A 14305-nucleotide genomic window follows, 5' to 3' on the forward strand; every position below is an offset into this window, starting at 1 on the left:
GCCCATGGCTTTCACACTTTCCCGCGAAGCGTTTCAACGCGCGCTGCACGGCCAGCGCACCGATCTTTTCACCCTGCGCAGCCCCGGCGGGCTGCAGGTGGCCGTGAGCAACTATGGCGCCCGCCTGGTGCAGGTGGCGGTGCCCGATGGGCAGGGCGGTCTGGCCGATGTGGCGCTGGGCTACGACAGCCTGCAGGGCTACCTGGACGGCCAGCTCTCCATGGGCGCCCTCATCGGCCGCTGGGCGGGGCGTCTGCGTGCGGGCACGCTGACCCTGCCGGATGGATCGCGCCAGCAACTGCCCACCAACAGCGGGCCACACCACCACCATGGCGGGCCGCGCGGCAGCCGCTTTCAGGTGTTTGCGGTGGAGCAGGTACAGGCTGATGCCCTGACCCTGAGCCACACCTTCCGCACCGAAGACGACGGGGTGCCCGGTACGGTGCGCGTGCAGCTCCATCTGCAGGTCACGCCCGACAACGCGCTGCACATGGCCTGGACTGCCGAGGTGCTGGATGCCCCCACGGTGCTCAACCTCACCGGGCATGCGTTCTTCAACCTGGCAGGCCAGGGCAGCACCCACGGCCACACCCTGCAGGTGCCCGCCAGCCGCTATGTGCCCCTGGCGGCCGATGTGTGTCCCACGGGCGCGCTGGCGGCCGTACAGGGCACGCCGTTCGACTTCCGCCAAGCCCGCGCTGTGGCGGATGCCATCGCAACACCCCATGAGCAGCTGGCCGTGGCGGGCGGGCTGGACCACTACCTGGTACTGGACGAACAGGCGGCCCGCCTTGCCCCTCCGTCGTCATCCATCACGCCACCGGGCCTGCGACTGGCCGCGCTGTTGGGCGAGCCGGTCAGCGGCCGTGCGATGGAGGTCTGGAGCACCGCCCCTGGTGTGCAGGTGTATGCAGGCCACGGACTCAAGGCCGACCCCGCGCGGGACTTGGGGCGAGGACTGGGGCAGGGCGGCTGGCTGTGGCAGCCGGGCGACGGTATCTGCCTGGAGCCCATGGAGTACCCGGATGCGCCCAACCACGCGGGCTTTCCGGTGCGCTGGTGGCTGCCGGGCGAAGTGGTGCGGGGCGCCATCGTGTACCGCTTCATCGGTGGCTGATGGCCGATGGGCTGGCCTGGCAAGCCCGTGCCGCGCTACCATGCCGCCTGGCTTTTAACCGAGGTGGCTCATGCACATGTCCAACGCCCCCAGCACCGACTGGAAAGAAGTGGTGGCACCCGATGAAGCGCAGCGCTTTGCGGGCTATGCGCGCCAGTTTGCCGAGCTGCAGGCGCGCAAGTCGCAAAAGTATGGCAACGGACGGGGCCTGCATCGCAAGCAACTGACCGCCGCGTATGGCCGCCTGGAGGTGCTGGGCGATCTGCCCGCGTTTGCGGCCCAGGGCTTGTTCGCGCGGCCGGCGCAGTACGACGTGCGGGTGCGGCTGAGCAACGGCGGCATGGACAAGGCGGCGGACCACAAGCCGGACATCCGGGGCTTTGCGATCAGTGTGCGGGGAGTGCAGGGCGACTCTGCCTTGGGCAACGGGCCCGCAAAGAGCCAGGACTTCCTGCTCATCAACCAGGAAAAGTTCGCCTTTCCCCAGAGCGCCGAGTTTGTGGATTTTGTGGTCGCTGCGTCGCACGGCGGCGGCGCGCTGATCAAGTTCCTGGTGCAGCGCCATGGCTTGCTGGGTGCTGCCCGGCAGATCGCCAAGACGGTCAAGACCTTTGGGCGGCCCTTTGGGGGCTTTGCATCGCATGCCATGTTCAGCGCCGCGCCCATTGCCTGCGGGCCCTATGCCGTGCGTGTGCGCCTCGTGCCCCATGCGTCCAATGGGGCGCCCGTCAGGCAGGTGCAGCACGACTGGGATGCTGAATTCTCCGGCCGCCTGCGCCAGCAGGACCTGCAGTGGGACCTGCAGCTGCAGCCCTTTGTCGACGAGGCCACCACCCCCATTGAAGACGCCAGCGTGGACTGGCCTACGCCCTACACCACCGTGGCCCGGCTCACCCTGCCACGGCAGGACCCGGCTGCCGACGCAGCCCTGGCCGCCGAGGTGGAGGCCGCCGTGTTCGACCCCTGGCAGGCGCTGGCTGCGCACCGGCCCCTGGGCGACGTGATGCGGGCCCGCAAGGTGGTGTATTTCGAGAGCCAGAAAGGCCGTGGCGCTGTGTGACCTGCGGGGTGCGGCGACCGGGCGCTTCGTGAGGAAGCTCCCACGGTACTCAGAAAAACAGTGAGGGTGTTGAATCCCGGTCTGAGAGCGGCTCACAAAACTCAGCGAAGCGGCCCTGGCTAGGCGTTTCGCCGCAGGCAGTACAAGCAGTACGACAAGGCGAGACAACGACGCCAGGGGAGTTTTGTTAGCCGCTCTAAGTTTCGTCTAAGTGTTGGTGCCCACACTGCCTTCCATCGCAACTCCGATTGGAAAGGCACCACACCATGAACACGACAACGCTGACCTCCACCCCCCGCCGCCTCATCCTGGCCCTGGTGGCCGCCGGTGCGGTGGGTGCCACGGGGGCAGGCCTCATCACCGGGCACCAGGCCCGCGCCTTGACCCCGCCCCCCGCCATCGTGGCCCAGACGCCCGCCGCCCCTGGCGGGGCCTTGCCCAGCTTCGCGCAGATCACCGCGCAAAACGGCCCGGCTGTGGTCAACATCAGCGTGACAGGCAGCACCAAGGCCGCCATGGCCGATGACGATGGCGAAGACGAAGGCCAGCCCGCCGCGCGCCAGGGCCGGGCGCCGCAGATGAACCCGAACGATCCATTTTACCAGTTCTTCCGCCAGTTCGGCTTTCCGGGCGGCATGGGCCCACAGGCCCAGCCCAACGTACCTACGCACGGCCAGGGCTCGGGCTTCATCGTCAGCCCCGATGGCCTGGTGCTGACCAACGCCCATGTGGTCAAGGGTGCCAGCGAAGTCATCGTCAAGCTGACCGACCGCCGCGAGTTCCGCGCCAAGGTGCTGGGCTCCGACCCCAAGACCGACGTGGCCGTACTCAAGATCGACGCCAAGAATCTGCCCACGGTGCGCCTGGGCAGCACACGCGACCTGCAAGTGGGCGAATGGGTGCTTGCCATTGGCTCGCCCTTCGGCTTTGAAAACAGCGTGACGGCGGGTGTGGTCAGCGCCAAGGGCCGCTCGCTGCCCGACGACAGCCTGGTGCCCTTCATCCAGACCGACGTGGCGGTGAACCCTGGCAATTCGGGCGGGCCTTTGTTCAATGCACGCGGTGAAGTGGTCGGTATCAACTCGCAGATCTACAGCCGCTCGGGTGGCTACCAAGGGGTGTCGTTCTCCATCCCGATCGAGCTGGCGGCCAAGATCAAAGACCAGATTGTTGCCACCGGCAAGGTACGCCACGCACAGCTGGGCGTGGCCGTGCAAGAGGTGAACCAGGCGTTTGCCGAGTCGTTCAACCTCGACAAGCCCGAAGGCGCGCTGGTGGCCAGTGTCAGCAAGGGCAGCCCGGCCGAGAAGGCTGGCCTGCAGGCGGGCGACGTGATCCGCCAGGTGGACGGCCAGCACATCGTCGCCTCGGGCGACCTGCCCGCCTGGGTGGGCCAGGCGCAGCCGGGCCAGCAGGCCAAGCTATCGGTGTGGCGCCAGGGCAAGCCGCTGGAGCTGACCGCCACCCTGGGTGACGCCAGCGACAAGGCGATCAAGCAGGCGCGCAACGACGATGCCGTGGGCAAGGGCCAACTGGGTCTGTCATTGCGCCCGCTGGACCCGCAGGAGCGGCGCGCGGCAGGCCTCAATGAGGGCCTGGTCATCGAGCAGGCGCGCGGCCCCGCCGCTGCGGCCGGTGTGCAGCCGGGCGACGTGCTGCTGGCCATCAACGGCGCGCCCATCAAGGACATCACGCAGGTGCGTGCCGCCATGGCCAAGGCGGGCAAGTCGGTGGCGCTGCTCATTGAGCGCGACGGCGACAAGATCTTTGTGCCCGTGCGCCTGGGCTGATCCATGGCCTGCGCCTGCCGTCGGCTCCAGCCCAGCGGCGGGCGCTGCGCGTCAGCGCGGCAGCGCCTCCACTTCCTTGGTCCAGCGGTCGATCAGGCGCCGGCGCTCGGCCGCCTTGCCGTATTTCTCGAAGTCGTATTTGATGAGCTTCACGTTGTCCAGCGTCGGGATGCGCGAGTCCATCTTGAAGGTCTTGTTGGCGGGCACCTGGTAGCTGCCCACCTGGGCGCCCACGGCCTGGCCTTCGGGGCTCATCAGCCAGTCGTAGTACTTTTTGGCGTTCTCCATGTTGCGCGCGCCCTTGACCAGCGCAATGCCGCCCACCTCGTAGCTGGTGCCTTCACAAGGCGCCTGGGTTTTCACCGGGTACTTGTCGGCCTTCCATTTCTCAAAGTTGAACATGAAGGTGATGCCCACACCCACCTCGCCCTTGGCCACGTTGGGCGCCTGTGCCTGGCCGCTGCGGGTGTAGGTGGTGGTGTTCTTGTGCAGGGCCTTGAGGTAGTCGAACGCCTTGTCTTCGCCCATCAGCTGCACCAGCCCCGCGATCACGGTGTAGGCCGTGCCGCTGGAGGCAGGGTGCGAAATTTCCACCTCGCCCTTGTAGGCAGGCTTGATCACGTCGGACCAGCACTGCGGCTCCGGCAGCTTTTTCTTCTTGAGCGTTTCGGTGTTGTAGCCAAAGCCGATGGCCGAGCTGTAAAAGCCCCCCACCTGGTGGCCCGACATGGCGTACTGCCGCACGCTCCAGCTGTGCAGGTCATGCAGATAGGCGGGGCGGTATTCGGCCAGCAGGCCCTGCTCGGCCGCCTGCAAGAAGGGGTCGCCCGTGCCGCCCCACCAGATGTCAGTCTTGGGGTTGTTGGCCTCAGCGCGCAGTTGCGCGGCAATCTCGCCCGTGCCCTTGTGGGCCTGGTTCACCTTGATGCCGGTTTTGCGGGTGAACTCCTTGGCAGCCGCTTCGCACCAGGGCGCGTCGGTGCTGCACAGCGCGTTGACCACGCCCTGTGCCTGGGCACCCGTGGAAGACAGCGCCGCCAGCGCAACGGCTGCCGCAACGTGGTGGAGAGGGGGAAATGCCATCGGAATTGCCATCGGTCTTGCTCCTTGTGTTTTGTGGTGGTGGCCCGGCCCCTGGGGCGGGCAGTGTGCGCGTGGCGCATTCATTGTGACAGTGATGTGACAAAACAAAGTCGTTCTCGCAGCCCGGGGCTGCGTCATCGGCCGTGCCGCCGCTATCCTTCGCGGGTAGCCCTTCTCACCGACCCCCGGCCGACCGTTCTGCCCCCTTTCCATGCGCCTCTTGCTTGTTGAAGACGATTCCATGATCGGCGAAGCCGTGCTGGACCTGCTGCGCGCCGAGCAGTACGCGGTGGACTGGGCGCGCGATGGCGACGCGGCCGACACGGCCCTGCGCACCCAGGCGTACGACCTGGTGCTGCTGGACCTGGGCTTGCCTCAACGCGACGGCCTGACCGTGCTGCGCGACCTGCGCGCCCGCAAGAACCGCACGCCCGTGCTGGTGGCCACCGCGCGAGATGCCGTGGCGCAGCGCATCGAGGGTCTGGATGCCGGGGCCGACGACTATGTGCTCAAGCCCTATGACCTGGACGAGCTGCTGGCCCGCATCCGTGCCCTGTTGCGCCGCGCGGCAGGGCGGGCCGAGCCGGTGTACGAACACCAGGGCGTCAGCATCAACCCCGCCACGCGCGAGGTCACCGTGCGCGGCACGCCCGTGGTGCTGTCGGGGCGCGAATGGGCGGTGCTGGAGCCGCTCATTGCCCGCCCCGGCATGGTGCTGTCGCGCCAGCAGCTGGAGGACAAGCTCTACGGCTGGGGCGACGAGGTGAGCAGCAACGCGGTGGAGGTCTACATCCACGGCCTGCGCAAGAAGCTGGGGCCCGAGCTGGTGCTGAACGTGCGCGGGGTGGGCTACCTCGTGCCGAAGGCATGACCCCCCTGAGCGGCTTGGCCGCTTCCCCCCAAGGGGACGACAGCCTTTGCTGCGGGGCGGCCCTTGCTGGCTGCCCCCGCGCAATCTCCCGCCGTGAGCATGCAGCGGGGATGGATGAATAGAGATGAAGAACGTGCCAACCACCTCCTGGCGCAGCGCGCTGCAGTCCATGCTCCCGCGCTCGCTGCGCATGCGTCTGCTGGTGTTCCTGCTGGCCGCCATCGTGCTGGCCGGCGCAGTACAGGGCGCACTGGCCTACCGGGGCGCGCTGGACGAGGCGGATGCGCTGTTCGACTACCACATGCAGCAAACCGCACTGGCCTTGCGCTCGGGCCTGCCGGTGGAGGCGCAAGGGTTGGGCCCGGGCCTGGACCCCGAGGACGAAAACCACGAATTCATTGTGCAGGTGTGGACCAACGAAGGCCTGCGCATTTTTGAATCCGCCGTGGGCGCGGCCCTGCCGCAGATCGCCGTACTGGGCTTTGCCAACGTGCAGGCGCGCGGCGGCACCTACCGGGTGTTCTCGATGCAGACGCGCTCGCAAGTCATCCAGGTGGCGCAGAACATGGCTGCGCGGCGCGACATGGCCCGCAGCTTGGCGCTGCGCACGCTGGCGCCGCTGGCCATCATGGCGCCGCTCTTGGTGCTGGCCGTGTGGTGGGGCGTGAGCCGGTCGCTGGCCCCGGTGGAGCGCGTGCGCCGACAGCTGGCAAAGCGCCAGGCCGACGATCTGTCGCCCGTGAGCGATGCACAACTGCCCGATGAGGTGCAGCCGCTGGTGAGCGAACTCAACCTGCTGTTCGAGCGCGTGCAGCACGCGTTCGAGGCGCAGCAGCACTTTGTGGCCGACGCCGCGCACGAGCTGCGCTCCCCCCTGGCCGCACTGCGCCTGCAACTGCAGGGCCTGCAACGTGCGGGCGACGACGCCGCGCGGGCGGCCGCCATCGAACGCCTGTCGGCCGGCATCGAGCGCGCCACGCGGCTGGTCGAGCAGCTGCTGACCCTGGCCCGGCAGGAGGCCAGCACGGCCGTCAACGATCCGGTGGACCTGCGCGCCACGGCGCAATTGGCGCTGGCCGACGTGGCCCCCGCCGCCCAGGCGCGCAGCATGGATGTGGGCCTGCTCGAATCTGACGCCGCCACCGTCACAGGCAATGCCGAGGCCCTGCGCATGCTGGCCCGCAATCTGCTGGACAACGCCATCAAATACAGCCCGCCCGGCGGCCAGGTGGACCTGCAGGTGCGCCGCGAGGGCGACCATGCCGTGCTCACCGTGGAAGACAGCGGCCCCGGCATCGCCCCCGAGCACCGCGAGCGGGCCATGCAGCGGTTTGTGCGCGTCACCGCCGACGGTGCGCCCGGCAGCGGTCTGGGCCTGGCCATCGTGCAGGCCATCGCCCAAGGCCATGGCGCCACCGTGGCGCTGGACAGCTCGGCGCGCCTGGGCGGCCTGCGGGTGACCGTGCGGTTTGCGGCTGCCAAGCCCTGAGCTCTGTGATGCCCTGTTTGCTATTAATTACATAGCTGTTCAGGCATATTGCACTAGCGCTATCGGCTCAAAAGCCCTCAAAAGCACCCGCAGAGTGCTTTAAAGCGCCTCGTCACGTGCGCGCCACGCCGCCAGGGGCCTGCCCCGCACAATGCGGGGGTAGCGCGCAGGCTGTGCCGGTTCCTGGTCCGCCTGCGTCCACTTCCACCACCGTACACACGCATCGGCATGAACTTCATCGTTTTGGGCGCAGGCGCCATTGGTTGTTATGTGGGTGGGCGCCTGGCCGTGCAGGGCCAGCCGGTGTGCCTGGTGGGCCGCCCCCATGCGCTGGAGCCCATCGCTCTGCGCGGCCTTCAGGTCACTGACCTGGACGGCTTTGACCGCACCGTTCCCACGTCCGCACTGCAACTGGCTGCCACGCTGGCCGACGCCGCGCCTGGTGCCGACAGCATCATCCTGCTGTGTGTCAAAAGCGGCGCCACCGAATCTGCCGCGCGCGAGCTGGCGGCGGCCTGCGTGCCCGGCACCCCGGTGATCTCGCTGCAAAACGGTGTGGACAACGTGGCCCGCATCGCAGCATTGGCGCCCAGCCTGAACGTGCTGGCGGGTATGGTGCCCTACAACGTGGTGCTGCGCGGCGCGCAGGTGCACCGCGCCACCGCAGGCCACCTGCAGCTGCAGCGCGACGCTGCCACCGAGCGCATCGCGCCCCTGTTCAACGCCGCCGGCCTGGCCACCACGCTGCCGCCAGACATCCGCGCTGTGCAGTGGGGCAAGCTGCTGCTCAACCTCAACAACCCTGTCAATGCGCTGTCCGACATGCCCCTGCGGCAAGAGCTGCTGGACCGCGACTGCCGCCGTGTTTTTGCCGCGTTGCAGACCGAGGCGCTGCGCGTGATGGCGCGCGCGGGCATCACGCCCGCCCAGGTCACCGCCGTGTCGCCCACGCTGCTGCCCCATGTGCTGCGCCTGCCCAACTGGCTGTTCACACGACTGGCAAAGCGCATGCTGCAGATCGACGCCACGGCCCGCTCGTCGATGTGGGACGACCTGGAGACCGGGCGCGTGACGGAGATCGACGCGCTGTGCGGCGCCGTGGTGCGGCTGGCGGCGCAACAGGGCATGGCGGCACCGCTCAATGCGCGCATGTGCGAGCTGCTGGGCGGCCCGCGCCAGCGCCTCACGGGCAAGCAGATGCGCCAGATGCTGGGTCTGTGAGTTGGGATTTGGGATTCGGGATTGGGGTTGTGACCGGTGATCAGGCAGCGGGTGCTGCGCTGTCCAGCGGCACGCGCAGCCCGGTCTTGAGGCTGGCCAGCGCCACCGAAGTCCGAAACCGCTTGATGTTGTCGTCCCCGTCAAACAGCCGCCGCGTCAGCGCCTCGTAGTCCGCCATCGACGCCACGTTAACCACCAGCAGGTAGTCCGCCTCGCCCGTTACGCTGTAGCACTGCTGCACCGCGTCTTCCGCCGCAATGCGCGCGCGCAGCGGGGCGGTGCGGTCGGGGCGCTCGTTGTCCAGGTGCACCTCCAGCACGATGGTCAGCGGCTTGCCCACCTTCACCGGGTCCAGCACGGCCACGTTGGCGCGGATCACGCCGCTGTCCTTGAGCCGCTGGATGCGCCGCTGTACCGCAGGCGCCGACAGGTTCACCGCCTGCGCAATCGCGCGCTGGGGCGTGGTGTTGTCGGCCTGCAGGATGTCGAGGATCGCGAGGTCGAAGCGGTCAAGTGCTGCCGGGGTGGACATGGGGGTTCCTTGGAACGGAGTCTCAGGGTGAGCGAAAGTTGCGTGCAGGCCCCAAAATTCGAGCCAAAAGCACGCTGAGGTCGCACTATATTTTCAGCCCATGAGCGCTTCCCCCCTCCGTTCTCTTCTGCACCGGTTCTTCCCTTTCCTGGCCGTGCTGGGTTCCGTCACCGCGTTGGGCATTGGCACCTCGTGGGCCAAGCACTGGCTGTTTCCGGTGGTCGGGGCGCAGGGCACCACCGCCGTGCGCGTGGGTTTTTCGGCGCTGCTGGTGCTGCTGCTGTGGCGGCCCTGGCGCTGGCACCTGTCGCGCGCCGACGCGCGGGCCGTCATGCTGTACGGCGCGGCGCTGGGCGGTATGAACCTCATGTTCTACATGTCGCTGCGCACCCTGCCATTTGGCCTGGCGGTGGCCATCGAGTTCGCGGGCCCCTTGGCGGTGGCCATCTGGTCATCCCGCCGCGCGGTGGATTTTGTGTGGGTGGCGCTGGCCATCGCGGGCCTGGGCATGCTGCTGCCGCTGGGGCTCAACGGCAGCACGCTGGACCCGGTGGGTGTCTTTTACGCCCTGGGAGCGGCCGTTTTCTGGGGGCTGTACATCGTGTTCGGCAAGCGCGCCGGGCACCTGCACGCGGGGCATTCGGTATCGCTGGGCCTGCTGGTGGCCGCGCTGGTGGTGGTGCCCGTGGGCGTGGTGCACGCGGGTGCTGCGCTGCTGTCGCCCACGGTGCTGCTCATCGGCGTGGCGGTGGCGGCGGTGTCGAGCGCCATCCCGATCTCGCTGGAGATGATGGCCCTGAAGCGCCTGCCCAAGGAGGCCTTCGGCATCATGATCAGCATGGAGCCTGCGGTGGCTGCACTGGTGGCGATGGCGCTGCTGGGCGAGCACCTGAGCGTGGTGCAGTGGCTGGCCATTGGCTGCATCATGGCCGCGTCGATGGGCAGTGCCATGACGGCTGCGCGGCCCGCTGCAGCCGACCGTGCGGCACCGCAGGCGGCCTGAAGGCGGTGCCATGGCACGGCGCATTGCCTGACAGTGGTGTGGTCTTCAGGCTGGCAAGGGCGGCCTAGCTGCAGGGCTAAAAAAGGACAGTGACGGCACCCCGTTGGCGCCGTCGCCCCATGTCCAAGGAGCCGATCATGATTCCAGCCACTACCCCCATCCCTTCCGCTGCGACCGCCACGCCGGTGGACAAAGACCTGGCCGAGCAAGCGCGCCCCGGCTACGGCATCCCGTCGCAAGATCCCCGGACCGGCGCACAGACCGCGCTGGAGCCCGAAGACGCAGAGCGCGAGGCCCACTCGGCCTTGATGGGTGGCGGCATGATGGCCGGCGCCGCAGCCGGTGCCGCCGTGGGCGTGGCCGTCGCGGGCCCGGTGGGGGTTGTTGTGGGAGGCACGTTGGGCGGCATCGCCGGTGCGCTGGGTGGTGCCGCTGCAGGCACCATGGTCAGCCCGGATGATCCTTCGGCCGATGCTGCGGCTGCAGAACACATCGCGTCGCCGCTGCGAGGGCCGGAAGGCAAGGCAGACCCGAAGTAGGGTGGCTGGGCACGCTACAGGCTGACTGGCGCAGCGCACACAATGCGTGAGATTGCTTTAGATTTGATAGCTAGCAGCGCATATTGCACTAGCGCTTGCTGCCGTTTGGGCTGTGAATTTGGTCCCCTCGACAGGAATCGAACCTGTATCTAGCGCTTAGGAGGCACTCGTTCTATCCATTGAACTACGAGGAGATGGGGGAGATTCTAGCCGTCACCAACTGCGTTTCTATAGTGCTGCTGTACCATGGCGTATCACTGTGTGATTCTGCCAGTGATACCAGAAAAGATACGTATCACTGCGCATGGCTAGCATCATCCAAGTTGGCGGGAAGTGGCGGGCACTGATCCGGCGCAAAGGCCACCCATCATACTGTCAGACCTTCCCCACAAAGTCGCAGGCGCAGACCTGGGCGCGCGGCATTGAGGCGGATATCGACCGAGGGCAGACCCTCGCGCCAAAGACAGTTTTGGGCCGGGTGGTGCTGGTATCAGACCTGATCGATACGTATCGCAAGCTGCGGGAAAAGTCCCGGCCCATTGCGGATACATCGAATGAGCATTACATGCTCAAGACCCTGGCGCGCTACCTTGGCCCGCTGGATGCTGCCAAGCTGTCACCGGCTGATCTGGTGGCCTATGCCGAAGCCCGCAAGGATGAGGACGGCGCGGGGCCGTACACCGTCAACATGGACATTTCCAAGCTCGGCACGGTGATGCGCTTGGCTGGTGTCCACCTGAAAATCAACCTTCCCGATGCAGTGGGCCAAGCCCGCCCGCTTTTGTCACACATGCATCTCATCGGCGGCGGTGGAAAGCGTGAACGCAGGCCGGAAGAAGATGAATTGGTACGCATCACAGAATGGCTTGAGGCCCATCGCGGGCGCGTGTTTGCGGACGTGGTGCGCTTCGCAGTGATGACGGCCATGCGGCGTGGCGAGATTGTCAGACTTGAGTGGTCTGGGCTCGACCACGAAAAAAAGCTGGCGCTTATCAAGGACCGCAAAGACCCGCGCAAGAAGGTCGGCAACGATCAATGGGTTCCGCTGATGAACGGCGCGTGGGAGCTTGCGCAGGCCCAGCCCAAGGGAGACGACCGCATCTTTCCCATCCATGAACAGACCCTGAGCAAGTATTTCAAGGATGCGTGCAACGCGCTATCCATTCCAGACCTGCATTTCCATGACCTGCGCCACGAAGGCATTAGCCGCCTGTTTGAGCAGGGGTTTGATATCCCTCGGGTCGCGCTGGTCAGTGGTCACAAGAGCTGGAACAATCTCAGGCGCTACGCTCAATTGAAGCCCGAGGACTTGCACCGTGGACCAGGCGCGCTTCCTGGCGGCGCTGATCCAGATATTCCGCAACGTCCCTGATATCGGCCCAGCGCTTGCCGTTGTCTAGGTAGGTAGGTATTTCGAACCTGGCCTCGCTGATCTTGCGGCGGATGTTCGGCTGTGTCGTTTCCAGGATCTCGGCCATGCGGTCAAGGTCAACGCGCAGGCCGTACTTTTCGATCAGCACCATTTGTGTCAGCAGGCTCATCTCATTCCCCCTTCATCCATTCAGTTTCTTTGGCGCTAAACCTGCGCCCCGTATCTTCCCAGCCGATCAAATCGCCCAGGAACTCGTAACTCACCACCGGCTCGCCAATGGAGCCAGGCGTCCGCGCAATCGCGGCCCGTAGCTGCTGGGTTGCGTCCGGAAAGTGGCTGGCCTTGTCAAAAGTCACCATCCCCTCCTGAACCTGCACAGCCTCTGTCTCCGTGGCCTCGTACAGCTTGGCCCTGAGCATCATTCGCCCGGGCGAGACTTCCTGCAGGTACATGGTCAGGATGTAGGGAGCGCCCTTCTTGAGCTGGAAGCCCGGGGCGGCGGTGAGGTAGCCAGATGGATTGGGGAACACATCAAGGCACTTCGATGCGCCGGTTTCCTTGCCGTCCGTGGTGAACACGCACCGGCCATACTCCTGCGTCCAGAAAGTCCCGACCGTCACACCGTCCACCCGGTTCCACAGCTCCAAGGCCAGGCCGTCCGCGCCAACAAACGCCCCGGCCCCATGGGTCCAGATAGGCTGACCATCCGAGTTCTTCACCGTGTTCGAGTCGGTGATCTGCACAAACCCCAGGGGGACATGCTGGGTTGTGGTGATCGGTTGTCCTTTCTCGCCTGCCCACACAATGCGGGCCTGCAGAGTGAGAACCGCACCACCGGCAAGAGCTTCATAGGGCTCATCGAGTGTGTGGGTGTAGTCAAAATCGTAGTAGTTCGATTGACCGTCCGAGTAGAGGGAGCCGCCACCACCGCAGGCAGTAAGCAGCACAAGCAAAAGCAGTTGGATGATTCGCATGGTGTAGGGGCGTAAAAAAGCCCCGACTTGCGGGGCTATGGAAATGAAAACGCCCCGTAGCGGGGCGGTGTGTCTGCTCGTGGGCGAGCCGCTATCCACCCCAAGGGCGGTGATCGGCAGTTACCTTTGCATGGAATCCGTCGAGTGCAGCGGCCGTGATCTCTGCAGTTGGCCCGGGGTGTTCGTTGATCACTTCGGTTGTGCAACCTGCCGTGTGCAAGGCCGTGACGATGGTTTCCAACGGGGTATTGATGACGGCGCCCGGCCCCTTGATCACGACGTGAAATTCAATTTTCATAGCAGACTCCTTGACAATAAAAAAGCCGCTCAAGGCGGCTAGTGAGTGGTGTTCACCGGGGTTTCTTCCTCCGGCTCTGGTAGTTCGTTGTCATCGTCATCGCGCTCATCCTGCCAGCGCTCTGGGTAGTGCTTGGCGTTGTAGACGTCCTCGCGCTCTCTGAGTCTGCGGCTCATCCCGGTTCTCCCAGCCCCATTTCGCGGGCCTCATTGATTGCGTCGGCAATGGCGCAGTGCAGCGATGGATGCTCCTTCTCAACCTCCATCTTTGTGCTGCGCCGATGACCAATGATCGTCACCGAGTAGCCGCGCTTCACCTTGTCGTACAGGTCGGTTTTCGTCCTGATGCGCAAGATGCCAAGCGTTTCCGCCTCCATCCAAAGGTCGTCCAGCGTGGCTGGTGTCAGGGCGTGCATTTCAATGATTTTCGGAATCATGCTCATTGGATATCCTCCTTGAGTTTGCGGATGGCGGTGGCAATCCGATGCTGCGGGTCTGGTGCGTCTGCATCCCATACGCGCGGCTCACCTTCTGCCGCCTTCGCCGCTTCTTCCAGCGCATCCCGCCATGCGTCGGCCTCAATGGCGCGGGCGAAGCCTCTGCACATCGCCAGCGGTGCGCCTTTCATGTCGCCCCATCGGGCAAACGCCTCCGCGTCGATCTGTTCAGGTGTCATGGTGCTTTCTCCAGGCGGGCGCGGGCGGCTGTGATTGCCGCTGTGAGCAATGCCAATTCGGGAGGCGTGAACACCCCGCCGGTTAGAGCCAGTTTTTTCCCCAGCTCAACTGCATCCAGCATCTGCCGGATCAGCGCCTCGTCATTCTTGCGGAGTGAGACCTCCGCCTCAATGCGGGCAGCTTGCCAGTCAAAATTCCAACCGACGTTATCCATGCTGGCCTCCTTTGATGCCGTGGATGGCGACATAGGTGACGATCTTGTGCCCCTGCCCTGGAAGGC

General features: G+C 66.0%; 17 protein-coding genes and 1 tRNA gene. 9 read left to right on the forward strand and 9 right to left on the reverse strand.

Annotation, left to right across the window (positions count from 1 at the left end; genetic code table 11):
• Positions 1–4: 4 nt before the first annotated feature.
• From AC1Q64_RS20460 to AC1Q64_RS20470, 3 genes are all read left to right on the forward strand, one after another.
• Entirely contained in the window at positions 5–1117 is a 1113-nt protein-coding gene (locus AC1Q64_RS20460) for an aldose epimerase family protein (protein ID WP_492252600.1), read from the forward strand.
• Positions 1118–1193: 76 nt separating this feature from the next.
• Positions 1194–2177 carry a catalase family protein gene (locus AC1Q64_RS20465; RefSeq protein WP_492252601.1) on the forward strand — a complete coding sequence of 328 codons (984 nt, stop codon included), beginning with the start codon at positions 1194–1196 and terminating at the stop codon, positions 2175–2177.
• A gap of 266 nt (positions 2178–2443) precedes the next feature.
• On the forward strand, positions 2444–3967 hold the full coding sequence (locus tag AC1Q64_RS20470) for a DegQ family serine endoprotease (RefSeq protein WP_492252602.1): 1524 nt from the start codon (positions 2444–2446) through the stop codon (positions 3965–3967).
• 51 nt (positions 3968–4018) lie between these two features.
• On the opposite strand, the gene AC1Q64_RS20475 is transcribed toward AC1Q64_RS20470, so the two are convergent.
• Positions 4019–5062, reverse strand: a complete 1044-nt coding sequence (locus tag AC1Q64_RS20475) for an ABC transporter substrate-binding protein (protein WP_492252603.1) — start codon at positions 5060–5062, stop codon at positions 4019–4021.
• Positions 5063–5261: 199 nt separating this feature from the next.
• On the opposite strand from AC1Q64_RS20475, the gene AC1Q64_RS20480 reads away from it, so the two are divergent.
• The 3 genes from AC1Q64_RS20480 to AC1Q64_RS20490 all read left to right on the forward strand — a co-directional run bounded on the left by AC1Q64_RS20480 (position 5262) and on the right by AC1Q64_RS20490 (position 8631).
• On the forward strand, positions 5262–5921 hold the full coding sequence (locus AC1Q64_RS20480; protein WP_056066148.1) for a response regulator: 660 nt from the start codon (positions 5262–5264) through the stop codon (positions 5919–5921).
• A 124-nt stretch (positions 5922–6045) separates the two neighbouring features.
• Positions 6046–7410, forward strand: coding sequence for an ATP-binding protein (locus AC1Q64_RS20485; protein ID WP_492252604.1), 1365 nt, complete (start codon positions 6046–6048; stop codon positions 7408–7410).
• A gap of 228 nt (positions 7411–7638) precedes the next feature.
• Complete coding sequence (locus AC1Q64_RS20490) at positions 7639–8631, forward strand: 2-dehydropantoate 2-reductase (RefSeq protein ID WP_492252605.1); 993 nt, start codon at positions 7639–7641, stop codon at positions 8629–8631.
• 40 nt (positions 8632–8671) lie between these two features.
• Here the strand turns inward: AC1Q64_RS20490 and AC1Q64_RS20495 are convergent, their stop codons facing one another.
• Positions 8672–9163 carry an Lrp/AsnC family transcriptional regulator gene (locus AC1Q64_RS20495; RefSeq protein WP_121942099.1) on the reverse strand — a complete coding sequence of 164 codons (492 nt, stop codon included), beginning with the start codon at positions 9161–9163 and terminating at the stop codon, positions 8672–8674.
• Positions 9164–9263: 100 nt separating this feature from the next.
• On the opposite strand from AC1Q64_RS20495, the gene AC1Q64_RS20500 reads away from it, so the two are divergent.
• Both AC1Q64_RS20500 and AC1Q64_RS20505 read left to right on the forward strand, forming a co-directional pair.
• The gene (locus AC1Q64_RS20500) at positions 9264–10166 is read left to right on the forward strand and encodes an EamA family transporter (RefSeq protein WP_056066133.1); all 903 of its coding nucleotides are present in this window, start codon (positions 9264–9266) and stop codon (positions 10164–10166) included.
• Positions 10167–10303: 137 nt separating this feature from the next.
• The gene (locus AC1Q64_RS20505; protein WP_492252606.1) at positions 10304–10705 is read left to right on the forward strand and encodes a hypothetical protein; all 402 of its coding nucleotides are present in this window, start codon (positions 10304–10306) and stop codon (positions 10703–10705) included.
• A gap of 119 nt (positions 10706–10824) precedes the next feature.
• Here the strand turns inward: AC1Q64_RS20505 and AC1Q64_RS20510 are convergent.
• Positions 10825–10899 (reverse strand) — tRNA-Arg (locus AC1Q64_RS20510).
• Positions 10900–11009: 110 nt separating this feature from the next.
• Between AC1Q64_RS20510 and AC1Q64_RS20515 the strand changes: the two genes are divergently transcribed.
• On the forward strand, positions 11010–12077 hold the full coding sequence (locus AC1Q64_RS20515) for a site-specific integrase (protein WP_492252607.1): 1068 nt from the start codon (positions 11010–11012) through the stop codon (positions 12075–12077).
• 170 nt (positions 12078–12247) lie between these two features.
• On the opposite strand, the gene AC1Q64_RS20520 is transcribed toward AC1Q64_RS20515, so the two are convergent.
• The 6 genes from AC1Q64_RS20520 to AC1Q64_RS20545 form a co-directional block, all read right to left on the reverse strand.
• A complete protein-coding gene (locus tag AC1Q64_RS20520; protein ID WP_492252608.1) occupies positions 12248–13051 on the reverse strand; it encodes a hypothetical protein in 804 nt (267 codons plus the stop codon).
• A gap of 91 nt (positions 13052–13142) precedes the next feature.
• Complete coding sequence (locus AC1Q64_RS20525) at positions 13143–13349, reverse strand: hypothetical protein (RefSeq protein WP_492252609.1); 207 nt, start codon at positions 13347–13349, stop codon at positions 13143–13145.
• A gap of 38 nt (positions 13350–13387) precedes the next feature.
• Positions 13388–13525 (reverse strand): hypothetical protein, encoded by a 138-nt coding sequence (locus tag AC1Q64_RS20530; protein ID WP_492252610.1) that lies wholly within the window; start codon positions 13523–13525, stop codon positions 13388–13390.
• Entirely contained in the window at positions 13522–13791 is a 270-nt protein-coding gene (locus AC1Q64_RS20535; protein ID WP_492252611.1) for a hypothetical protein, read from the reverse strand. Before AC1Q64_RS20535 ends, AC1Q64_RS20530 begins: the two co-directional genes overlap by 4 nt.
• Positions 13788–14024 (reverse strand): hypothetical protein, encoded by a 237-nt coding sequence (locus tag AC1Q64_RS20540; RefSeq protein WP_492252612.1) that lies wholly within the window; start codon positions 14022–14024, stop codon positions 13788–13790. Before AC1Q64_RS20540 ends, AC1Q64_RS20535 begins: the two co-directional genes overlap by 4 nt.
• The gene (locus AC1Q64_RS20545) at positions 14021–14239 is read right to left on the reverse strand and encodes a hypothetical protein (protein WP_492252613.1); all 219 of its coding nucleotides are present in this window, start codon (positions 14237–14239) and stop codon (positions 14021–14023) included. Before AC1Q64_RS20545 ends, AC1Q64_RS20540 begins: the two co-directional genes overlap by 4 nt.
• Between the last annotated feature and the right edge of the window lie 66 nt (positions 14240–14305).

The organism is Acidovorax sp. GW835-FHT14G06 (assembly GCF_058793595.1).